At 72.6% G+C, this 22274-nt stretch carries 24 protein-coding genes and 1 tRNA gene; 4 read left to right on the forward strand and 21 right to left on the reverse strand.

Annotated elements, in window-relative coordinates; translation table 11 throughout:
- Position 1 precedes the first annotated feature (1 nt).
- The 13 genes from ACIBO1_RS14965 to ACIBO1_RS15025 all read right to left on the reverse strand — a co-directional run bounded on the left by ACIBO1_RS14965 (position 2) and on the right by ACIBO1_RS15025 (position 9844).
- Positions 2-400: a group 1 truncated hemoglobin gene (locus tag ACIBO1_RS14965; RefSeq protein ID WP_396746063.1), complete on the reverse strand. Its 399-nt coding sequence runs from the start codon at positions 398-400 to the stop codon at positions 2-4.
- A 424-nt stretch (positions 401-824) separates the two neighbouring features.
- Positions 825-1421 (reverse strand): MerR family transcriptional regulator, encoded by a 597-nt coding sequence (locus ACIBO1_RS14970; RefSeq protein WP_396746066.1) that lies wholly within the window; start codon positions 1419-1421, stop codon positions 825-827.
- Positions 1422-1631: 210 nt separating this feature from the next.
- Positions 1632-2096 (reverse strand): bifunctional nuclease family protein, encoded by a 465-nt coding sequence (locus tag ACIBO1_RS14975; protein ID WP_396746069.1) that lies wholly within the window; start codon positions 2094-2096, stop codon positions 1632-1634.
- Positions 2097-2269: 173 nt separating this feature from the next.
- A complete protein-coding gene (locus ACIBO1_RS14980; protein ID WP_396746156.1) occupies positions 2270-2968 on the reverse strand; it encodes a MerR family transcriptional regulator in 699 nt (232 codons plus the stop codon).
- 50 nt (positions 2969-3018) lie between these two features.
- Positions 3019-3471, reverse strand: a complete 453-nt coding sequence (locus ACIBO1_RS14985; RefSeq protein WP_093402417.1) for an FHA domain-containing protein — start codon at positions 3469-3471, stop codon at positions 3019-3021.
- A 218-nt stretch (positions 3472-3689) separates the two neighbouring features.
- Positions 3690-4070, reverse strand: a complete 381-nt coding sequence (gcvH, locus tag ACIBO1_RS14990) for a glycine cleavage system protein GcvH (protein WP_396746072.1) — start codon at positions 4068-4070, stop codon at positions 3690-3692.
- A gap of 58 nt (positions 4071-4128) precedes the next feature.
- A complete protein-coding gene (locus tag ACIBO1_RS14995; protein WP_396746075.1) occupies positions 4129-5109 on the reverse strand; it encodes a DUF881 domain-containing protein in 981 nt (326 codons plus the stop codon).
- A 9-nt stretch (positions 5110-5118) separates the two neighbouring features.
- Positions 5119-5451, reverse strand: a complete 333-nt coding sequence (locus tag ACIBO1_RS15000; protein WP_396746078.1) for a small basic family protein — start codon at positions 5449-5451, stop codon at positions 5119-5121.
- A complete protein-coding gene (locus ACIBO1_RS15005; RefSeq protein WP_396746081.1) occupies positions 5448-6347 on the reverse strand; it encodes a DUF881 domain-containing protein in 900 nt (299 codons plus the stop codon). The genes ACIBO1_RS15000 and ACIBO1_RS15005 overlap by 4 nt, the downstream gene beginning before the upstream one ends.
- 76 nt (positions 6348-6423) lie before the next feature.
- On the reverse strand, positions 6424-7059 hold the full coding sequence (locus ACIBO1_RS15010; RefSeq protein WP_396746084.1) for a CDP-alcohol phosphatidyltransferase family protein: 636 nt from the start codon (positions 7057-7059) through the stop codon (positions 6424-6426).
- Positions 7060-7356: 297 nt separating this feature from the next.
- Positions 7357-7812, reverse strand: coding sequence for a MarR family transcriptional regulator (locus ACIBO1_RS15015; RefSeq protein WP_350694383.1), 456 nt, complete (start codon positions 7810-7812; stop codon positions 7357-7359).
- A gap of 44 nt (positions 7813-7856) precedes the next feature.
- Positions 7857-9035, reverse strand: a complete 1179-nt coding sequence (locus ACIBO1_RS15020; protein ID WP_396746088.1) for a PP2C family protein-serine/threonine phosphatase — start codon at positions 9033-9035, stop codon at positions 7857-7859.
- 62 nt (positions 9036-9097) lie between these two features.
- Positions 9098-9844, reverse strand: a complete 747-nt coding sequence (locus ACIBO1_RS15025; protein ID WP_396746091.1) for an SAM-dependent methyltransferase — start codon at positions 9842-9844, stop codon at positions 9098-9100.
- 129 nt (positions 9845-9973) lie between these two features.
- Here ACIBO1_RS15025 and ACIBO1_RS15030 point away from each other — a divergent pair, with 129 nt between their 5' ends.
- From ACIBO1_RS15030 to ACIBO1_RS15045, 4 genes are all read left to right on the forward strand, one after another.
- The gene (locus ACIBO1_RS15030) at positions 9974-10876 is read left to right on the forward strand and encodes a universal stress protein (protein WP_396746094.1); all 903 of its coding nucleotides are present in this window, start codon (positions 9974-9976) and stop codon (positions 10874-10876) included.
- Positions 10877-10916: 40 nt separating this feature from the next.
- Positions 10917-11132 carry a phosphatidylethanolamine-binding protein gene (locus ACIBO1_RS15035; protein WP_396746097.1) on the forward strand — a complete coding sequence of 72 codons (216 nt, stop codon included), beginning with the start codon at positions 10917-10919 and terminating at the stop codon, positions 11130-11132.
- Positions 11129-11599 carry a hypothetical protein gene (locus tag ACIBO1_RS15040; RefSeq protein ID WP_350694393.1) on the forward strand — a complete coding sequence of 157 codons (471 nt, stop codon included), beginning with the start codon at positions 11129-11131 and terminating at the stop codon, positions 11597-11599. The genes ACIBO1_RS15035 and ACIBO1_RS15040 overlap by 4 nt, the downstream gene beginning before the upstream one ends.
- Positions 11600-11927: 328 nt before the next feature.
- On the forward strand, positions 11928-12575 hold the full coding sequence (locus ACIBO1_RS15045; protein ID WP_396746100.1) for a hypothetical protein: 648 nt from the start codon (positions 11928-11930) through the stop codon (positions 12573-12575).
- A 9-nt stretch (positions 12576-12584) separates the two neighbouring features.
- Here ACIBO1_RS15045 and ACIBO1_RS15050 read toward each other — a convergent pair whose 3' ends face one another.
- The 8 genes from ACIBO1_RS15050 to fdh all read right to left on the reverse strand — a co-directional run bounded on the left by ACIBO1_RS15050 (position 12585) and on the right by fdh (position 21765).
- Positions 12585-12761, reverse strand: coding sequence for a hypothetical protein (locus tag ACIBO1_RS15050; RefSeq protein ID WP_162854401.1), 177 nt, complete (start codon positions 12759-12761; stop codon positions 12585-12587).
- Positions 12762-12830: 69 nt separating this feature from the next.
- On the reverse strand, positions 12831-13028 hold the full coding sequence (locus ACIBO1_RS15055) for a hypothetical protein (RefSeq protein WP_013733930.1): 198 nt from the start codon (positions 13026-13028) through the stop codon (positions 12831-12833).
- Between the two features lie 4 nt (positions 13029-13032).
- Positions 13033-14835, reverse strand: a complete 1803-nt coding sequence (gene selB / locus ACIBO1_RS15060; protein WP_396746104.1) for a selenocysteine-specific translation elongation factor — start codon at positions 14833-14835, stop codon at positions 13033-13035.
- A gap of 2 nt (positions 14836-14837) precedes the next feature.
- Positions 14838-16145 (reverse strand): L-seryl-tRNA(Sec) selenium transferase, encoded by a 1308-nt coding sequence (gene selA / locus ACIBO1_RS15065; RefSeq protein WP_396746107.1) that lies wholly within the window; start codon positions 16143-16145, stop codon positions 14838-14840.
- A 20-nt stretch (positions 16146-16165) separates the two neighbouring features.
- Positions 16166-16261 (reverse strand) — tRNA-Sec (locus tag ACIBO1_RS15070).
- A 43-nt stretch (positions 16262-16304) separates the two neighbouring features.
- Complete coding sequence (gene nrfD / locus ACIBO1_RS15075; RefSeq protein ID WP_396746110.1) at positions 16305-17405, reverse strand: NrfD/PsrC family molybdoenzyme membrane anchor subunit; 1101 nt, start codon at positions 17403-17405, stop codon at positions 16305-16307.
- Positions 17402-18475: a 4Fe-4S dicluster domain-containing protein gene (locus ACIBO1_RS15080; protein WP_396746113.1), complete on the reverse strand. Its 1074-nt coding sequence runs from the start codon at positions 18473-18475 to the stop codon at positions 17402-17404. Before ACIBO1_RS15080 ends, nrfD begins: the two co-directional genes overlap by 4 nt.
- The gene (fdh, locus tag ACIBO1_RS15085) at positions 18475-21765 is read right to left on the reverse strand and encodes a formate dehydrogenase (protein ID WP_396746115.1); all 3291 of its coding nucleotides are present in this window, start codon (positions 21763-21765) and stop codon (positions 18475-18477) included. The genes ACIBO1_RS15080 and fdh overlap by 1 nt, the downstream gene beginning before the upstream one ends.
- Positions 21766-22274 lie beyond the last annotated feature (509 nt).

Genomic DNA, 22274 nt, shown 5'->3' on the forward strand with positions numbered 1-22274 from the left:
CTCAGGCGTCCGCCCGGTCGCCGCCGGCCACCACCTGGTCCTGCACCTGCGCCAGCACCGCCCGCACGTCGGTGATGACGTCGTCGGGCACCCCCAACTGCGTCAACGTCGCCGTCAGGTGCTCACCCACCCGGACGTAGTGCGCCACCGGGATGTCCAACGGTCGGTGCGCGGTGGCCAGGTCCCGGCCCGCGTACTCGTTCGGGCCGCCCAGCACCACGGTCAGCATCAACGCCATGTGCCGACGCTGGCCCGCCATGTCCACCTCGGTGAAGTAGCCGGCCAGCTCCGCGTCGGCCAACACCCGGTCGTAGAACAGCTCGACGGCGGCCCGCACCGCGCCGGCCCCGCCGATCCGCTCGAAGTGCGACACGGGGGTGGTCTCGTCGGTGACCGTCACAGGTCAGTCCTTCCGCCGGGGAGAGAGTGCACAGACGCGCGGCTTTCGGCGCGACGTCCGCCGGCAGGCACCCCCGCCGTCGCGGCGCGGTGTCAGGCGGACCGTGTCGGACGATAGCGTGCCGCGCCGTCCCCGTCAGTCCCGAACAGCACACCACCGCCAACGCACGCACACGCAGCGTGACGAAATCTGGACAGGACACTGCGGTACGTCACCTCACGGTCACTGACGGCGAACCCGGCCGGCGATCGGGTCACGCCGGGCAAGCGGCACAGAACGCCCCGCTGAGCAGGACCGACGGGAGCACCCGACGCGCTCACACACCACCGGCCTGCGATGCGCCCACCGCCCAACCCGAGGCACAGCGTGATCGACGAATCGCGCGCAGAAAACCCTCACCCGCACCGGCGGGCGGACGAACCTGTCAGCCGGCCCGCCGACGCGCCCGACGCGCCGCCAACTCGTCGCCCACCAGATCCCCGTCCCCGGCGACCTCGGGCTCCGGATCCGCCACGCCACCCACCGGCTCCGCCGGCAGATGCGACAACGACCCCTGGATCTCCTTGAACGCGCCACCGATCGCGATACCGAACACCCCCTGGCCGCCCTGCAACAGGTCGACCACCTCCTCCGGGGAACGACACTCGTACACCGTCGTCCCATCGGAGATCAACGTGATGCCCGCCAGGTCCCCCACCCCACGCGACCGCAACGCCTCGATCGCCTTACGGATGTTCTGCAACGACACCCCGGCGTCCAGCAGCCGCTTCACGACCTTCAACACCACCAGGTCCCGGAACGAGTACAACCGCTGCGTACCCGAACCCGAAGCGTCCCGCACACTCGGCACCACCAGCGCCGTCCGCGCCCAGTAGTCCAGCTGGCGGTAACTGATCCCCACCGCGTGGCAGGCCGTCACACCCCGGTACCCCACCGCACCGTCACTGTCAGTCGCCGAACCGGGCATCCCACCCGACTCGTCCCACTCCGCAACCGGATCGGAATCTCGCGGCTCGTGCATCCGGACAACCTCCCCGTCAGTGCGGTGACACGTCACTTCCGGGACGCGCACCCCTCGACACGGCAACCCTATAGCGACCGCCAGGGGTTACCACGGAGAAACCGCCGCGACACGCCGCGCATCGACAGCGACGATCATCACCATCACCGACCGTGACGCCGCACGATGGTGGTCACGCACACGACCCGGGCACACCACCCGGGCCACCGATCAACCGGCGAAGTCCTCCGGACGCACCTGCTCCAGGAACTCCCGGAACTTCTCCACCTCGTCCTCCTGCTCATCGGGAATCACGATCCCCGCCTCACTGAGGACCTCCTCGGCACAACGAATCGGCGCACCGATCCGCAACGCCAACGCGATCGAATCACTCGGCCGCGCCGAGACCCGCACCCCGTCACCGATCAACAGATCGGCGAAGAACACGTTCTCCTTCAGCTCGGTGATCTCCACCGCCCGCAACGGCGCCTTCAACGCCGCCAACACATCCCGCAGAAGATCATGGGTCAACGGCCGGGCCGGCTTGACACCCTGCTGCTCGTAAGCGATCGCCGTCGCCTCGACCGCGCCGATCCAAATCGGCAGATAGCGGTCACCCTCGACCTCCCTGAGCAGGACGATCGGCTGGTTACTGGGCAACTCCACCCGAACCCCGACCACGCTCAGCTCGCGCACCGCCGCCTCCGTGTCGTTGTCACCTACGCCGCACCGCGCCCTTCCCTGCACGGTACACGGACCGCGACACGGCCATCTCACGCGCTCCGCGCACCACGCCCGTGCCCAGAAGAGGGGTTACCCCCGCAAGCCTACGCCACTCACCAACCCGCCGATCACCGCGCACACGCACCTCACCGACCCAACGTCGACCGCAACCCCACCCGCACCAACGCCGCATGCAACTGCTGCGACAACGCCACCAACTCCCGCGCCGTCTCCGCCGCCCGCGCCCGCGCCGCCGGATCACTCTGCCGCGCCAACGGCGCCACCAACTGCGCGAACAGACCCACCTCCCGATCCGCCGCCGTCCGGTAACCCCGCAGATGCCGAGGCTGGAACCCGTACGCCGCCAAACCGGCCACCGCCTTCGCGATGATCAACGCATCCCCGTCGTACCAGCCCGGCGGATCCGACACCACCAACCCGAGCCGCTCCAACTCGCCCAACGTCGACTCGTCCAGCCCACTGCGCGCCACCAACTGCGTACGATCCAGCCGCACCTGACCCGACTCGACCGACGACGCACCACGCCCCGGCACCTCACCGTCCGGGCCCACCGCCACCAACGCCGGCCGCGACCGCTCCGGCGCCGCACCGTCGGCATCCCACTGCGCCAACTGCTCACGAATCACCCGCAACGGCAGATACTGATCCCGCTGCGCAGTCAACACGAACCGCAGCCGCGACACATCGTCCCAGCTGTACTTCCGATAACCAGCTGCCGTGCGCTGCGGCTCCACCAGACCCTCGGCCTCGAGGAACCGCAGCTTCGAAATCGTCACGTCAGGAAAATCCACCCGCAACTGGGCCAGCACCTCGCCGATACTCATCAACGGCTGGGCGCGACCCACCCCGGACGGCGGAGAAGCCGCAGGCTCGTTCACCCCCGGCCGGCCTCCCCCTCCGGGCGCGGACCGGCGATGAACACGACCCGGAACTTACCGATCTGCACCTCGTCACCATTGCTCAACGTGGCCGCCTCGACCCGCTCCCGATTCACGTACGTGCCGTTCAAACTGCCCACGTCCCGCACCGTGAACGTCCCACCATCCCGGTGGAACTCCGCGTGCCGACGCGACACCGTCACGTCATCGAGGAAGATGTCACTGTCCGGATGCCGCCCACTGGTTGTCACGTCGTGATCCAGCAGGAACCGCGCACCCGCGTTCGGACCCCGACGAACCACCAGCAGCGCCATCCCCGGCGGCAGCGAACCGGACATCCGGCTCGGCACCACATCGGTGTCCGGCCCCTCCAGCGCTTCCTCGAGCGAACCCAGATTGAGCGTCGACGTGACGTCGAGCGGGGGGAACTCGTCGCCTGGGCGAGTCATGGGGACCACCTCACGGATCTGTTTCGGTCGGCGTCGGGAGACGGCGGGTCTGGCCGCCGGGTACACACCACCCGGCGGCTGGCTCTCCGTGCTCGGAAAGGCTGTCCGCGACGCACAACTAATTGGGTTCTCGGTCGACTGGGCGAGCCTAGCCAGCGCCGAAAAACAGGGCAACCGGACGCGCGGCACACACACCGACCGCCCGCCCGGAAAACGAATCAGCTCTCGGTCAACTCGCGATACGCGTCCGCCGACAGCAAACCCTCCACCGCCGCCGGATCCGCCGGAGAGATCTCCACCAACCAACCCGCACCGTACGGATCCGTGTTGATCACCTCAGGCGTGTCGACCAGCGCCTCGTTGCGCGCCGACACCGTACCGCCCACCGGGGCGTAGATCTCCGACACACTCTTGGTCGACTCGATCTCACCCAACGACTCACCAGCCGCCACCACCGCACCGGACTCCGGCAACTGCACATACACGATGTCGCCCAACGCGTCCTGCGCGAAATGAGTGATGCCCACCCGCACGGCACCGCCGTCCACGGTCGTCACCCACTCGTGCTCAGCGGTGTAACGCAGTTCCTCAGGAATCACCAGCAGCGTCCTCATCCATCGGTGGCACCGGACCGACCGGCGCCGGCCCCACCCGACCTCACGAGACCGGACGGGCGTGTTCCAGCGTGCTCGGCACGTGCAGCGCCGAAACCTCGGCAACCTCACGATCCTCAACGATCACGTTACCGCCGTCGCGCGCCACCACCGCCACCACCCCGCCAGGAATGTTGAGCGCCGTACGCATCGTCGACGGATCCCCGATCACCGTGATCGTGAACGGACCCGTCAACCGACGCCCGTCCACGATCAACGACCCGTTCTCCCCGTCCAGGAAATACGTCGACGCCACGATCCGCACCGACGCGCGGTCACCACCGGAGATCTGCATCGCCTCCGCACCGGCACCCCGCAACTCCTGCACCGCGTCCAACACCCCACTCGCCGAGATCGGCTTCGACGGCCCCGCCTGGAACCGCACCGCCAACCCCGGACCCCGCGCCGGCAACGTACCCGCCAGGATGCCCAACTCGTCCGCCCGCCGGGTCGCCTCCTCCAACGCCGCCTGACGCCCCTGCTCACCCGAGCGCAACTGACGCTGGCTCTCCTCCAACGTCGTGATGTCCTGCCGCAGACGCATCTCCCGCGCCTCCAGGTCGTACAGGATCCGGACCAGGTCCTCCTGCCGCGCCGCCGCCAACGACGAGTCCGTCGACGTCGTCTTCAACTGCACCGCCAGCGTGAACCCCAACAACACCAGCAGCACACCGATCATCACCGCCGCCGAACTGAACCGCCGCAACGGACCAGCCACACCCGCCGCAGCCGCACCGCCCGCCGCCTCGTCCCGCTCGACGGCCTCATCACGCTCGGCGGAATCCCGCTCGACAGGCTCGGCAGCCGGCACAGCCGGCGACTCGCCGTCACCCGGCTCCGGCCGCCCCTGCGGCGACAACGGACTCAACTCGTCAGGATCCGGCGCGTCCGGACGCGGATCCGGCTCCCCCGCCGGCCCACCCGGCCGAGCCGGACCCGCCGGCTGCGGCCACCCCGTACCCGTCTCGGTGTGCTCGTCAGTCACGACACCAACCTACGCCCGGAACAGGTGCCGACGGATCGCCGCCACATTGCCGAAGATACGAACCCCCAACACGACCACCACACCGGTGGACAACTGACCACCCACGCCCAACTGGTCACCCAGATACACGATCAACGCCGCCACCAGCACGTTCGAGATGAACGACACCACGAACTGCTTGTCGTCGAAGATCCGGTCCAACTTGGCCCGCACACCACCGAACACCGCGTCCAACGCCGCCACCACCGCGATCGGCAGATACGGCTGCAACGCCGACGGCACCGTCGGATCCAGCCACAACCCGAGCACCACACCGGCCAGCAGAGCCAGCACCGCGATCATCGACCACCTCCGGAAGGGCTGGGTGACGTACCCGAGTCGGACGACTCGTCACCGCCCGACGGCGACACGCTCGGACTCACCGCGGGCTCCGCGTAGCGTAGCCGCGGCTCCGGCGCCGCCGGCAACGTGAGCCGGTCCGCGTCCCGCACCTCGAACGACAGCCCGTTCGCCTGCGACACCCGACGCATCGTCAACGCACTCCGACTGCCCTCGTACGCCTTGCGCATCGACCCCGGACCGATCGCCGACACCTCGTACGGCCCGGTCACCGGCCGGAAGTCCACCAGGATCGCCTCACCCGCCGACCGGATCGTCGACGTCGCCGTCAACCGCTGACCGTTGATCGCGATCGCCTCCGCCCCGGCGCCCCACAAATCGTTGGCCACCCCCTGCAGGTCGCTGTAGAGCACCCGCGACGGACCCACCTTCGCCCCGCCCAACGACTCCCCACCGTCCGGCCCGTCGGCCAACCGCACCACCACACCGTCACCGCGTACCCGACCCAGGCCCGCCCGCGCCTCCAGGTCCCGCAGCCGCGCCGCCTGCGAACCACCTAGCGCCGCCTCCCGCTGCCGGGTCACCTCCTCGCGCAACTGGTCGGCGCGCACCGACAGGTTGTCCGTCTCACCCTGCCGCTGCTTGATCTGCCCGACCAGCCCCGACCGTGCCTGCGCGCGCCCCGGCTCCTCCGCCATCGTCTGCCGGTACGCCACCGCGCACAGGAAACCCAGCAGCAGCACGACCACCAGCGTGATCGGCCCCACCGACCACCCCGGACGCGCCGGCTTCCCGGTCTTCGCCCGGCGGGCCGCAGCATCGGCGTACCCCGGATCCAGCGGGTTCTGGAACAGCTCGGTGAGGAAGTCCGGGGTGAACCCCCGGTTGCGCTCGCTCATGCCGAAGCTCCGCTACGCGTCGCGCCGGCATGAGGCTCCACCGCGCTGCGCCAGATGACTCGCTCGCTGCGCTCGCTCATGCCGTCTCTCCTCGACCGACCGCCCGGACCAGCTGGCGCGCCTGGATCACATACAACGCACCAGCCGCCCAGTAGAGCACCAGACCCCACCAGGCCAGCGCCCAGCCCACCGCACCGGCCACCGCCGACGTGGCCGGCACCGCGTCCGCCAGCAGCAGCGTCGGGAAGGCCGCCAACAGCAGGAACGTCGCGGTCTTGCCGACGTAGTGCACCGGCGGCGGACCGTAGCCGTAGCGGCGCAACACCACCAGCGAACCGGCCAGCAGCAGTTCCCGGGCCAGCAGCGCCGCGGTGAACTGCCACGGCACCACCTCGCGCGCGGTGAACGCCACCAGCGTGGCGAGGATGTAGAGCCGGTCGGCGAGCGGGTCGAGCAGCTCGCCGAGGCGACTGACCTGACGCAGTCGACGGGCGATCCACCCGTCCACCCAGTCGCTGGTCCCGCCGACCGCCAGCACCACGATCGCGGCCACGTCGGCGCGGGTCACCAGGAAGAGGTACAGGAAGACCGGGACGCCCAGCAGACGGACGAAGCTGATCAGGTTCGGCAGGGTGAGGACCCGGTCGGTGGACCGTCCCGCGTCAGCCTCGGGGGCCTGCGGTTGCTCTGCCCGAGCCGGTCGACGCGCCACCGAACCTCCTCCGCGGCACGCGACCCCACCTCGGCCTCTGGGTCCGCCATGGAACGCCGTGCGCGCTGTCGGGCCGGCTGGTGCCGGCACCCCCCTGCGATCCCCGATCCGGGATCTGCCCTGGCCCGCCGCCCACCGTTGATGATCACCGGTCGGTCGGATGCGCTGCCACTATAGCGGGCTGCCGTGCCGCCTCGACCCGCTCGGCTCGCGCCTGTCGGTGATGTCTGGTCGGTGGCGGTGTGAGCACCGTCACGACCTCTAAAGCATCCTAGGATGATAGGTGGAAAGGGGGCGTCAGGCGCTGCGGGCCGAGGAGTCCGGCGGCTCCGCGGTCGCCGCCTGGCCGAAGGCCTTGAGGGCCCGCAGCAGGTCCTGCTGCACCCGCGCCGGCATCCGCTCCAGGACCGCCCGCACGGCATCGTGGCGGCGCGACCGCACCTCCCCCAGCAGGACCTCCGCCGCAGCGGTGGGCGTCAGGCGGACCTCACGCCGGTCCCGGGGGTCGGCCTCCCGGCGCACCAGGCCGATCGCCTCCAACCGGTCACAGAGCCGACTGGCCGAGGAGGGTACGACGTCCAGCAGCTCCGCCAGACCGTTGATGTTGGTCTCCGGTCGGCTGCTGAGCAGCGACAGCACCCGCAACTGGGTCGGTGACACGGCCATCCGGTGCCGGGTGACGGCGGAGTCGAGGACACCCACCAACGACTCAGCGGCTGCGTCGATCGCCGCGGCGAGATTCGGTCGCTCCACCCGATGTCCCCTGCGATTGTCCCGCTCGTACCACCCGAGGCCCGTCAGTCCTGCGTCCGGCCGTCGGCACCGTGCCAGTCCAGGCAGACCACCACGGCGTCGTCACGCAGGTCGGCGTCCGCGTGGAATGCCTGCAACTCGCGCATCACCGTACCAACCGCCTCCGGCGGCGGCTGCAACCGCGTGGCCCGCATGGACCGCGCCATCGCCCGCTCCCCGTACGTCTCACGGCCACTGGGATCCGCGCCCCACACCCCGTCGGAGACCACGAACAACCGGTCCCCCGGGTCGAGCGCGAACTCCTGGAGCACGTACCGGGTCTCGGCGAACATGCCCAACGGCAGTTGCTGCTCCAACGGGACCCGGGAGACGGTGCCGCCGCGCAGCCGCAACAGGTGCGGCGAACCGGCGTCCACCGCCTGCACCCGGCCGGTGGCGCAGTCCAGTTCAAGCAGGACGGTGGCCACGTGCCGGTGACCCCGATGCTGGTAGTAGACCGTGTCGGAGGCCAGTTCGGCCTGCTCCACCAGGCCGCCGCCGGACCGGCGGGCGTTGCGCATCGCGTTCACCGTCACCGCGGTCAGCAGGGCGGCGGTCAGCCCGATCCCGTCGCCGTTGAGCACGGTGACGGTGAGCCGGCCGTCGTCCAGCGACCAGTCGAAGTGGTCACCGCCCACCGTGTACGCCGGTTCGAGCTGACCGGCCAACTGGAACGAGCCGTGACTGACGCTGCGCCCCGGCAGCAGCTCCCACTGCAACTCGGCGGCCATGCTCAGGCGCTCCTGCCGACGTGCCCGTCGGTAGCGGTCGGTCTCCCGGTCGGCGGCGTGCATCGCCAAGGCGACCTCACCGGCGATGTCCGCGGCCCGACGCACCACGCTCTCCGGCGGTTCCTCGGGCATCTCCACCATCAGCACGCCGAGCCGCTCGCCCCACACCGACAGCGGCAGATAGAGCTGGCACCGGCCGTCGGTCCCGCCGGCCCGGACCGGCTGCTGACTGCTGAAGCTGCGTTGCAGCGGCCCCTGGAGAGCGTGAGCGGCGGCATCCGGCTGCCGCGAGTCGAGCACCGGCCACAGGCCGCTGATCCGGTAGTCGGCGACGAACACGACGGTGCCCGAGGCCCCCAGGACCGACCGGATGGCCCGGTCGGCGGCCTCGACCACGCGATCGGGCGGAGCCTCGCGCAGAGCGCGCGAAACCCCCGTGGGCGCATCCGGCATGTCGTTCCTCCGAAGATACTTGCTCTGGGGCAAGCATCATACGGAGGCGGTTCCATCCATGGTCACCCGGCCGACCGCACCGCCACCGCGCCGTGGAACGCGTCCGGCACCGCCTCCGGCGGGCCCTGCGGTCGCCAGTCGGTCACCGGCACGATGCCGTCCTCGGTCGGCGTCCACCGGCCCAACAGCGGCCGGAACGCCGCCGGTGCCCGCATCCGGAACGCCGGGCCCATCATGGCCAGCGCCTCCGGATGACCGGCGAGTTCCTCGGTGTCGAAGTCGATCGCCAGGTGGCTGCCGGGCGCGGCGGCCGTGTAGAGCTCGTCGAGGGTCCGGGCGAGCGTCTCGTCGTCGAGGAAGGCGGCGAGCCCGAGGAACACCACCCCCACCGGCCGCCGGCCCCAGCCCGGCACGAACCGGTGCAGCGACGCCGGGTCGATCGTGCCGACGTCGGTGGCGTCACCGAAGCCGTAACCGGCCCGGTCGCTGCCGGCCAGGATCTGCTGCCCCAGCCGGATCGTCACCGGGTCCACATCGGTGTAGAGCACGGTGGCGTCGGGCGCGGCCTCGTGCACGTTGCCCATCGTCGGCACCCCGGCACCGAAGACCAGGAAACCGTCCACACCGGTGGCGGCGATCGCCCGGACCGCCCGGCCGAGGAAGGCCCGCAACGCCCGGAACACCGGGGCGCAGGGCCCGTACGCCTGCTCGAACGCGCGGGCCGCCGCCACGTCGACCGGGTAGTGGTGCTCCCCGCCGAGCCAGAAATCGATCATCCGTGCGGTGCTCGGCTGGTCGGGCTCCACCATCGACGACGCTCCCTCCCCGGGCAGTCGCCGTCAGCGTACCGACCCGGTGCCGCTGCGCGGTATCGCCCCGCCGGGCCCCCACGGGCCGCGATACTGGCCGCAACGACGACCGGCGGCGGGAAGGTGCTCGTGGACCCGATCAACGGCGCGGCGGTGGTGGTCGGTGTGGACGGCTCCGAGCCGTCCCGCGCCGCGATCCGGCTCGCCGCCACCGAGGCGGCCCGACAGGACCTGCCGCTGCGGGTACGGCACGCCTTCATCTGGCCGCTGCTGCGTACCCCGGTCACCGCCGTCACCGACGACCGACCCGGCACCGGATTGCGGGAGCAGGCCGAGCAGGTGGTGGCCGACGCGGTCGACGACGCCGCAGCGGTCGCGCCCGGCCTGCGGGTCACCGGCGAGATCGTCGACGGCGAGGCCGCCGCGGCGCTGCTGGACGCGGCGCCCACCGCCGCGATGATCGTCCTCGGCCACCAGGGCCTCGGCGGGCTCGGCGCCCTGGTGGTCGGCTCGGTGACGGTGAAGGTGGCCGCGTCGGCCGGCTGCCCGGTGCTGGTGACCCGGAGCGCCGAGCCCGCCGACGGACCCGTCGTGGTCGGTGTGGACGGCACCGAGACGTCCCGGTACGCGATCGAGTTCGCGGTCCGCGCCGCCGCCCTGCGCGGCGCCTCCGTGGTCGCGATCCACGCCTACCGGCACCCGGTCTCCACCGGCCCCGGCGACATGCAGCCGCTGGTGTACGACGAGTCCGAACTGCGCGCCGACGAGGACCGCCTGCTCGCCGAGTCGCTCGCCGGTCTGGCGCAGCGCTACCCGGAGGTGTCGGTCACCCGCGAGTCGGTACGCGGACGGGCCGGCACCGTGCTCGCCGACGCCTCCCGCCGCGCCCAGCTCCTGGTGGTCGGCGGCGCCGGTCACGGTCCGGTCGGCGGCCTGCTGCGCGGCTCGGTGAGCCAGGCGGCCCTGCGCCACAGCCACTGCCCGGTCGCGGTGGTCCCCGCGCCGGGGGTTGCCGGCGGTCCACGCGGGTAGACGGGCACGTCCGTCACCGCGACGACCGGAGGAGACAGCGATGCCAGGACCGCGTCCGGGTAGCAACGCCTACGACAAGCAGCGCGCCCGCATCCGCAACGCCATCGACGACTCGGGCCGGCACACCTCGGACCAGAAGGCCGACGAGACCGCCAACCGGATCCTCCAGGAGGATCGGGGACAACGCGGTGTGGCGCGGGGCGAGCGCACCTACGGCCCGAAGGGCAACCGCGAGCCGGGCGACCCGAAGAAGTGAGGGGCGGGCACCTGGCCGACGGGCTCATCGCCGGGGCGGTGGGCACCCTGGCCCTGAACACGGTGACCTACCTGGACATCGTGGTGCGGGCCCGCGCGGCCAGCCAGACCCCGGAGGAGAGCGCCGGCCGGGTGGCCGACGCGGCCCACCTGCACCTGGGCGCGCCGCCGCAGGCCGCCAACCGGCGCTCCGGGCTCGGCGCGCTGATGGGGTACGGCCTCGGTGTGGCCGCCGCCGTCGGTTTCGCCGTGCTGACCCGGGGCCGGCGGCAGCCGATGCTGCGCGCCGCCGCGCTGCTCGGCGGCGGGGCGATGACGCTCTCCGACGGGTCGTTGACGCTGCTCGGCGTCACCGACCCGCGGACCTGGCGGCGCGTCGACTGGCTCGCCGACCTCGTCCCACACCTCGCGTACGGGGTGACGGCCGCAGCCACCTGGAACCGGCTGCGGCCGTCGGGGCACCGGTAGCGCGCACGCCGTACCGGTGCCGTGGGTCAGCGTCGGTCGCTGTCGTCGTCGGCGACCGGCTGCTCGGTCGGACCGTACCGGGACACCTGACCTCGCGGCACGGGACGGCCGGTGTCACCCGACGAGGAGCCCCGGTGGGCCGGATGCCTGCGGCGCCTTGTTGTACTGGCTGGTGCCGCCGCGCTCGTTGCGGCGGAACTCCTCCTGCTGCGGGTTCGTCACGGTGCTCTCCCTTCCCTCGCCGACCGCATACCCGCCGCCGACCGCCGCATTCCGCGTCCCGGCCGGGCGCAGGGCTAGTCCGGGCCACAACGGGTACTCCCGCCAGATGGGCGATCACCGCGAGATGGCACAGGCCCTGCTCACCCGGCGCACGTACGCCGAGGAGGCGGGAATCACCCTCGCCGACCGGCCCGCGCCGCTGTACCAGTTGCTGGTGCTCGTCACGCTGCTGAGCACCCGGATCCGGGCCGGTGTGGCGGTGGCGGCGGCCCGGGAGCTGTTCGCCGCCGGTTACCGCACCCCGCAGGCGATGGAGGCGGCCCGCTGGCAGCAGCGCGTCGACGCGCTCGGACGCGGCCACTACCGCCGCTACGACGAGCGGACCGCCACGATGCTCGGCACCGGCGCCCGACTGTGTCTGGACCGATGGCACGGCGACCTGCGTCGGCTGCACCGGGAGGCGGGCGGCGACCGGACCGCGCTGCGCCGGCTGCTCACCGAGTTCCCCGGCATCGGGCCCACCGGGGCGGACATCTTCCTGCGCGAGGTGCAGAGCGTCTGGCCGGAGTTGCGCCCGTACGCCGACCGGCGGGCGGTCGCCGGCGCCAAGCGGCTCGGGTTGCCAGCCGCCCCGGACCGGCTGGCCGGGTTGGTCGACGACGACGACTTCGGTCGGTTCGCCTCGGCGCTGGTGCGGGTGGCGCTCGGCGAGGAGTCGGCGGGGCAGCTCAACCGGCGTGTCGCGGCCCGCTGACCGGCGTCGTCAGGCGTCGCCGGGTTTGGTCAGGTGCCACACCAGCAGGGCGGCGAGCAGGGCCAGCACCACCAGGCCGCCGGAGATCCCGCTGCCCTCGGTCTCCGACCGACCGGTGGTGCCGAAGTAGATCACCGCGAGACCGGCCAGTACAGCGACGACCTTGCGGATACCTCGGTCCTTCATCCGTCGCACGATAGGGTCGACCACCCCCGGGATGCCGGTCTTAGCCCACTCTGTCCCCCGACTGGGCGATCAGTCGGTCTCCAGGTCGTCCAGCGAGATCTTGTGGCTCATCAGCCAACGGGCCAGCGCCGACATCCCGAACAGCCACAGCGGCGCCGACTCGGTGGTGCCGTTGGTGGCGAAGATGGCGAACCTCAGGTCCGGCGCCCGGTACGCCTCGATCCGCCAGCGGTGCTGCCGGTCCCGCCAGACCGCGGAGGGGTCCATGGCGTCACGGTAGGCGTCCCGGACTCCCACCGGTCGGCGGATCGGCGGAATCCGCGTCGACCACCACCCGGGCGTCGTCCGGCAACCGGCGGGTGCGGCCCTGCCGGTCCAGCAGCTCCAGCAGCGGCACCGCCACCCGGCGGGTGGTGTCCAGCGCCTGCCGGGCGGCGCTGAGCGTGAACGGCTGCGGCAACCCGGCGAGCACCCGCGCCGCCTGCTGTGGCGCGCCGGGCAGCAGCAGCACGTTGCCGGTCAGGCGCAGCAGTGCGCCGGCGCGGACCGCCGCGCCGATCTCGCGGACCCCGAGGCCGACGGCGGCCAGCCGGTCGGCGTCCGGGGCCCGGAACGGGTACGCCACGAAGTCGTCGCGGACCAGCGCCACCGCGCGGGCCACCGGCTCCGGCAGCGGATCCGCCCCGGCCGCGCCGACCCGACCGGCGGCCAGCCGCAGTGGCGCCCGCACCAACGCCTCGACCAGCACCCGGTCGGGCAGGTCGAGCTGCCGACGCAGCACCTCCACCGGGGCGCCCGGCTCCAGCGGATGCTCCCGGGTGTAGCGGGCCACCGCGTCGGCGAGCCGCCCGGCCAGCCGCGCCCAGTGGTCCGGATCGGCCAGCCAGTCCCCCGCCACCGGGGCCACGTGCACCGGCACGCCCGCGCGAATGAGGTCCCCGGCCCGGACCAGGCCGCGTCGCCGCAGTTCACCGGCGAGATCCGGGCGACCGTCCAGGGTGGCCAGCACGGCCGCCCGGGCCACCGCCGCACCCCGGCGACGCAACGGCGGCGGCAGCACGTCCAGCACGGTCACCCCACCGGCGACGTGGTGACGACCCGGGTCGCGCAGCAACGCCCGGTCACCGACGAGCAGCGGCACCGGACGCCCCAACCGCAACCGTAGGGTGTCGCCGCCTAGCGGACGCACCCGCGCCGGCACGGCCGCCGCGCCCACGTGCAGGGTCAGTGTGGCCGGCAACTCGGCCACCGCGTCACCGGCCAGCCGTACGTCGACCAGGTCGGTCGACCGGAACCGGCCCGGGGTGAGTAGCGCGTCGCCGCGCCCGATCCGGTCCCGGGACACCCCGCGCAGGTTGACCGCCACCCGGGCGACCGGGTCGACGGTGTCGCGGGCCTCACCCAGGCGGTGCAGGCCACGTACCCGCACCGTCTCGCCGGTGCCGGCCAGTTCCAGCTCGTCACCGACGCGCAGCCGGCCCGCGCCCAGGGTGCCGGTGACCACCGTGCCGCTGCCACGCACCGTGAAGCTGCGGTCGACCCAGAGCCGCACCGGGGCCGCACGGTCGGCGGACGGCACGCGGGCGGCCAGCCGGTCCAGCGCGGCACGCAGCTCGGGCAGGCCGACGCCGGTGGCCCCGCTGACCACCACCGCCTCCACCGCGCCCACCGTGCTCGACGCCAGTTCCGCCCGGGCCCGCGCCAGCGCCGGACCCGGATCGGCCAGGTCCGCGCGGGTCACCACGAGCAGGCCGTACGCGACGCCGAGCGCGTCCAGGGCGGCCAGGTGCTCGGCGGACTGCGGCATCCAGCCCTCGTCGGCGGCGACGACCACCGCCACGGCGGGCACCGGCCCCACCCCGGCGAGCATGTTCGGCACGAACCGTTCGTGGCCCGGCACGTCCACGAAGGCGACGGTGGCCCCGGAGGGCAACGTGGTCCAGGCGAAGCCCAGGTCGATGGTCATGCCCCGGCGGCGTTCCTCCGCCCAGCGGTCCGGTTCCATCCCGGTCAGCGCCCGCACCAGCGTCGACTTGCCGTGGTCGACGTGCCCGGCCGTGGCCACCACCAGCATGGTCAGTCGCCGTCCGGCACGGCCAGCACGGTGGCGCGGACGGTCGCGTCGGCGTGCTCCGGCACGCACCGCAGGTCCAGCAGCAGCCGGCCCCGCGCCACCCGGCCGAGCACCGGCGGGTCACCGGTGCGCAGCGGGCCGGCGTAGCGCTCCGGCAGGCTCAACGCCCAGGAGTCCAGCTCCACGCCGGGCGCACCGCCACCGCCCACCACGGCCACCGACGGCACCACGTCGGCCTTGCGGCCCTCGGCGGCCAGGGCGTCCCGCAGCCGCTCGGTGCGGGCCCGCAACACCGCCGTGTCGACGTGCAGCGCGGTGCGGGTGGGGGTGGCGGCCGGGTCGCCGAGGGTCGCGGCGAGCGCAGCCAGGGTCAGCTTGTCCACCCGCAGCGCCCGGGCCAGCGGAGACCGCCGCAGCCGCTCCACCAGCGCGGCCGAGCCCAGCAGCAGCCCGGCCTGCGGGCCACCCAGCAACTTGTCGCCGCTGGCGGTGACCAGGTCCGCCCCGGCCCGCAGGGTGGTCGCCGCGTCCGGTTCGTCGGGCAGCAGCGGATCGGGCGCGAGCAGACCCGACCCGATGTCCACCACCACCGGTACGCCGAGCGCAGCCAACCGCCGTACCGGCACCGCCGACGTGAAACCGGTGACCCGGAAGTTCGACGGATGCACCTTGAGCACGAAACCGGTCTCGGGACCGATCGCGGCGGCGTAGTCGGCCACCGTGGTGCGGTTGGTGGTGCCGACCTCCCGCAGTCGCGCCCCGGTGCTGGTCAGCAGGTCCGGCAGGCGGAACCCGTCCCCGATCTCCACCAGCTCGCCCCGGCTGACCACGATCTCGGCGTCGGCGGCCAGCACGGTGGCCGCCAGCACCAGGGCGGCGGCACCGTTGTTGACCACGTGCACCGCCTCGGCACCCGGCACGGCAGCGGCGAGCGCGTCGACGGCGTCGCGGCCCCGCCGGGCGCGTCGGCCGGTGCCCAGGTCCAGTTCGACGTCGGTGTGCCCGGCCGCGGCGACCACGGCGGCCACCGCCGCGTCGGAGAGGGCGGCCCGCCCGAGGTTGGTGTGCAGCACGACACCGGTGGCGTTGAGCACCGCACGCGGGGCCGCCGACGGCAACGCGGCCAGCGCCTCGACGGGTACCGCCTCGGGGGTGATCTCGCCGCGACGGGCCCGGTCCTGCGCCTGCCGGACGGCGGCCTTCACCCGGTCCCGGCTCAGGGCGGCGGCAGCCGCGACCAGCCGGGGATCGGCCAGCAGCGCGTCGGTACGCGGCACCCGGCGCCGCGGGTCGACGCCGCCGTCGCCCATCGCGTCATCTCCTCACCGTGTGGCGGAGACGGACGGGAATCGAACCCGCCTGGCCCGGATCCCGGACCACACCGGTTTTGAAGACCGGGAGGGGCACCAGCCGCCTGAACGCCTCCACCCAGCATTGGATCACAGCACCCGCCCGGCCGTACCGCCGAGTCACTGCTCGATCGTCGGCGCCTCACCGGCGCGCCGCGCCAGACGCTCCCGCTGCGGCAGCACGGTGTACTTCGGATCCCGGGCCGAGGCCACGCCCGCGTGGAACACCCCGAAGCGGGTCGCCACCGACGCGGCCAGCAACGCCGCGCCGGAGACCGCCGACAGCACCCGGCTACGGGCACCCAGCAGCGCACCGGCCACACCGGCCACGGTCAACACCCGGCCGGCCCGCAACAACCGGCCACCGCGACCGGTGCGGTACGGCTCACCGAGCAACCCCAGCCGGGTCTCCAACCGATGCGCGCCGACCAGCTCCAGACCGGCGCCGGCCACCGCCATCCGCCGCGCCGGACCGGCCTGCGCGGGCGGCACCGCCAGCAGCCCCACCCCGGCACCGCTGGCCAGGGCGCTGCCGGCGAAGACGAACGGCAGGTGCGGGTACGCCTCGTGCCACGACGGCACGGCCGTGTCCGCCAGCAGCACCGCCGTGTAGGTGCCCAGGGCCGGGGCGGTCACCGCGGCGGCCAGCCCGGCGGCGTGCCCCACCGGCGGCAACGCCCGACGGACCAGCCCCAGCGGACCCCGCTCGGGCAACAGCGGCGCCGCCTCGGCGATCGCGGCCAACCCGGCCGCCGGCCCGTACGCGCTCAGGATCCACGTCCCCACCGACATCGGCGACGTCGGTTTCGCCACCCGCAGCATGTGGTGGAACCGCTCCGGCCGACCCAGGTCCTTGACCAGCAGGCCCGCACTGGCGGTGACCGCGACCAGCGCGGCGACCCGACCGACCCGGCGCAGCGCCGGACGGCCGGTCACCTGCCCACCCGCCGCCAGCAGCGACGAGCCGGCCGCCAGCCCACCGGTGAACAGGTACGCGGCGATCTCCCAGGTCCACACCGGCGGTTTCAGGATCGGCCGCCCATAGTAGGAGCGGAACTCCGCCGGGGGCACCGCCAGATCCTCGCCGCCGCGCCTCCCGCGCCCACCGCCCCGCCGCCCGCCGGTGCCGCCACCGGTCGCCTGGTCGCCGGTCCCGCCACGAGCCGCCTGGTCGCGGAAGCGACGGAACTTGTCACCCACCTCCGGGTCGCGGGGATTCATCGCCGGCCACCGAGGAACGCGCCGACCGCCACCGCCGCCATGGCCAGCGCGGCGACCCCGGCCCGCTGCCACATGCTCGGCAGGTCCCGGGTGGTGACCTGCGGGTCCGGTGGCAGGCCGTACACCTCCGGTTCGTCGAGCAGCAGGAAGAACGCGCCGTCGCCGCCGACCCCGTCGTCCGGGTCGTGACCGTAGAGCCGCGCCTCCGGCACCCCCCGCTCGTGCAGCGCGGCGACCCGGGCGGCGGCGCGTTCCCGCAACTCGTCGAGCGGGCCGTACTGGATCGACTCGGTCGGGCACGCCTGCGCGCAGGCCGGCGTCATACCGGCGCCGATCCGGTCGTAGCACAACGTGCACTTCCACACCCGGCCGTCGTCGACCCGCCGGTCGATGACGCCGTACGGGCAGGCCGAGACGCAGTAGCCGCAGCCGTTGCAGATGTCCTCCTGCACCACCACCGTGCCGAACTCGGTGCGGAACAGCGAACCGGTCGGGCAGACGTCCAGGCAGGCGGCGTGGGTGCAGTGCTTGCACACGTCCGACATCATCAGCCAGCGGAAGTCCGACCGGCCCTGCGCGCTGCCGGTACGCCCCGGCGGTCCGGCGGCCGGCATCCCCAGGAACTCGGTCATCCGGGCGGCTGCCGCCGGATCACCCGACGGCAGGCCGGGATCGGTGCCGGTCGGACTGCCGGTGCCGGTCGGGTTGCTCGTGTCGGCGGCGGTCGCCGCCGAGGCGGCGCTGACCGGGTCGCCGGTGGGTGTGCCGGCGAAGGGCGCGTCGCGGTGACCGGAGGGACGGGGCTGCTCCACGAAGGCCACGTGCCGCCAGGAGTTCGCGGTCAACGCGCCGGTGTTGTCGTACGACATGCCGAGCAGGTCCAGGCCGGAGGCCGGCACCCCGTTCCACTCCTTGCAGGCCACCTCGCACGCCTTGCAGCCGATGCAGACGCTGGTGTCGGTGAAGAAACCCATCCGTTCCGGCGCGTCGACCCACCCGGACGCCGACGCCGGCTGGTACGCCGGGCTCGGCGACGCGGGCGGGCCAGACCGGTGCTGCGGGTCGACCATCAGTGCTTCCCCTCCTCGTCGCCGGTCCCGGTCGGCGTTCTCGGCACACCGGGAGTGACCGCCGGCGGGATGCTGCCCGGCACGATGCCGGCCCGGTCACCGTAGTCGCGGACCATCTCCCGCAGGGCCGCTCCGGTGGGACGCCGCCCCGGACGCACGTCACACGTGCCGATCTTGCTCTCCTGGATCAGCACGTTCGGGTCCAGGGTGATGCCGAACAGGTCGTTGGCCGAGTCGCCGGTGACCAGCCCCTCGTACCCGAAGTGGTACGGCAGCCAGAGCTGGTGGATCACCCGCCCGTCCACCCGCAACGGCACGATCCGATCGGTGACCAGCACCTTCGCCTCGATCACCGCACGGGAGGTGACCAGGTGCGCCCAGCCCAGATGGGTCAGCCCGACCAGGCCGGCCAACTCCGGGGACACCTCCACGAACATCTCCGGCTGCAACTCCGCAAGCGGCCGTACGGTGCGGCTCATCCCACCCGCCGTGTGGTGCTCGGTGAGCCGGCTGACCGTGAACACGTACGGGAAGACCTGACTGTGCGGCGCGGGCGGACTGGGGTTCGTCGGATTGACCGGATGCGCGTACATCTTGCGGGTCGGGTTGGCCTGCTGCGCGTAGAGCGGGTTGCGCACCGGGGACTCGGCCGGCTCGTAGTGGGTCGGCAACGGCCCGTCCAGCACACCGCTCGGCGCGTACAACCAGCCCTTCCCGTCGGACTGCATCACGAACGGGTCGTCCCCGGCCAGCGCCGCCGGACCGGTGGCACCCTCCGGCGGCCGGTACGACGGCGGTTTCGTCACCTCGAAGTCCGGCACGTCACGCCCGGTCCACCGGCCCGCCTCGGCGTCCCACCATACGTAGCGCTTCCGCTCGCTCCACGGCCGCCCCTGCGGATCCGCCGACGCCCGGTTGTACAGCAGACGCCGGTTCGCCGGCCACGCCCACCCCCACTCGGCGGCCACCCAGTCCTGCTCGTGACCGGGCCGCCGCCGGGCCGCCTGGTTCACCCCGTCGGCGTACACGCCGGTGTAGATCCAGCAGCCCACCGCGGTCGTACCGTCGTCGCGGGCCTCGGCGAACGCGGACAGTGGGCGGCCGGTGGTGGTGTCGTACCCGTTGATCTCCCGCAGCACCGCCTCGGCGTCCGGCTCGTCGCGCGGGCCGTGCGTGGGGTAGTCCCACGCCAGGTCCAGCAGCGCCCGGTCGCGCGGCAGCGACGAACCCGCCAGCTTCTCCCGCAGCCGACGCCCCAGGTGATAGAAGAACCACAGCTCGGAGCGGGCGTCGCCGGGCGGATCGACCGCCTTCTCCCGCCACTGCACCAGCCGCTGGGTCTGGGTGAACGTGCCCTCCTTCTCCACGTGCGAGGCGGCGGGCAGGAAGAACACCTCGGTACGGCACTCCTGCGGCACGATCTCACCGGTGGCGACCTCGGGACCCCGCTGCCAGAAGGTCGCACTCTCGATCATGAACAGGTCGCGGACCACCAGCCAGTCCAGGTTGGCCATCCCGAGTCGCTGCGCCCGCCCGTGCGCCGACCCGACCGCCGGGTTCTGGCCGAGCAGGAAGTACCCCTTGATCTTGCCCGCGATCATGTCCAGCACCTGCTGGTACGTGCCGTGGTCGCCGGTCAGCCGAGGCAGGTGGCCGTAACAGAAGTCGTTCTCCGGCGTCGCCGCGTCCCCCCAGTACGCCTTGAGCAGACTCGCCGCGTACGCGCGGGCGTTGCCCCAGAACCCCTTCTGCCCCGGATGCCGGATGTCGTCCACCCAGTCGTCGAAGGTCACGTGCTTGGCGTGGTGCGGCATCGGCAGGTAGCCCGGCAGCAGGTTGAACAACGTCGGGATGTCGGTGGACCCCTGGATGCTGGCGTGCCCGCGCAGCGCCAACACCCCACCACCCGGACGACCCACGTTGCCCAGCAGCAACTGGATGATCGCCCCGGTGCGGATGTACTGCACGCCCACGGTGTGCTGGGTCCACCCCACCGAATAGATCAGACACCCGGTCCGCTCCCGGCCCGAGTTCTCCGTCCAGGCCCGGGCCAACTCCAGGAACCTCTCCCGGGGCAGGCCACACACCCGCTCCACCATCTCCGGCGTGTAGCGGGCGAAGTGCCGCTTGAGGATCTGGTAGACGCAGCGCGGATGTCGCAGCGTCTCGTCCCGGTCGGTCCGACCCGCCACCGGCGCACCGTGCGACTCGTGGCGCAGCCCCGCAGCGGTGTCCCGCTCCTCGGCGGTGCCACCGCTGCCCGAGTCGTCCTCGTGGCCCGCGTACTGCCAGCTGTCCTGCACGTAGCTGCCGGTCTCCGGGTCCCACCCGGAGAACAGCCCCTCGGCGTCCTCGGCGTCGACGAAGTCGTCACTGACGATCGTCGCCGCGTTGGTGTACGCCAGCACGTACTCCCGGAAGTCCAACTCGTTGGCGAGGATGTGGTTGACCACCGCACCCAGCAGCACGATGTCGGTGCCCGCCCGGATCGGCAGGTACGCGTCGGCGACCGCGCTGGTCCGGGTGAACCGGGGATCGACGTGGAAGACCTTCGCCCCACGCTTCTTCGCCTCCATCACCCACTGGAAGCCCACCGGATGGGCCTCGGCCATGTTCGAGCCCTGGATGACGATGACGTCAGCGTTCGCCACGTCCTGTTGGAAGACCGTCGCACCACCGCGACCGAAACTGGCTCCCAGACCGGGAACCGTGGCGGAGTGTCAAATCCGGGCCTGGTTCTCGATCTGCAACGCGCCTGCAGCGGTGAACAACTTCTTGATGAGGTAGTTCTCCTCGTTGTCCAGCGTCGCCCCACCCAGGCTGGCGAAGCCCAGCGTGCGGTTCAACGGACGGCCCTGCGCGTCGACGTCCTCCCAGGTCTGCGCCCGCGCCGCCAGCACCCGATCCGCGATCATGTCCAGCGCGGTGTCGAGGTCGAGGTCCTCCCACTCGGTCCCGTACGGCCGGCGGTAGCGCACCGTCGTCTGCCGCAATGGACTGGTCACCAGGCTCTTGCTGGCCGCACCCTTCGGGCAGAGCCGCCCCCGGGAGATCGGGCTGTCCGGGTCGCCCTCGATCTGCGTCACCCGGCCGTCACGGACGAAGACCCGCTGACCACACCCCACCGCGCAGTACGGGCAGACCGACCTGGCCACCTCGTCGGCGTCCTCGGTGCGCGCGGTGAGCCCGGCGCTGCGGGCGGACTGGGCGGCGGCGCCCCGGCCCAGCGGGTCGGTGCCGGTGAGCTGCCGGTACACCGGCCACCCCAGCAGCACGTCCCGCAGTCCCACGCCCGCCTCCTCGGTCCCCGCTCTGTCCTGACCTTAGGCCAGCTCAGGCAGGCAGGCGAGCGGGGCGGCAGAACCGGCTCGGAACGGACGTCGCCCCCGGCCCGTATCGGGCCGGGGGCGACGGTGGGTGTCGGTGTGCAGGTCGCCTCTCGGCGAGTGGCGCGACGCGGCTCCAGCCGAACGGTATTCCGCGACGGCGATATAGGTGAGGCCCGGGGACACTGGATCACACCGACGCTCGGTACAACCGACCCACGCCCACCCTTGTTCCCCCTCCCCCACGTCTCAACCCTGATGTAAGGAGGGGTCCCCTGCTATCGCCTGGTGTATAGGAAGGGACCCCTCCTAACATCGCACCCGGCCGTACACCGGATGACGAGCGACGGATCCGAGGCACGACAGACGCCGCCGGGCGGGGCCCCGGGGGGGGGGGGGGGGGGGGGGGGTGACCCCCCCCCGTGGGGGGAAATGTGATGGTGTGGGGGGGCGGGGTGTCACGTTGGGGGGGC

This window comes from Micromonospora sp. NPDC049903 (assembly GCF_044460945.1).
Classification (GTDB): domain Bacteria; phylum Actinomycetota; class Actinomycetes; order Mycobacteriales; family Micromonosporaceae; genus Micromonospora.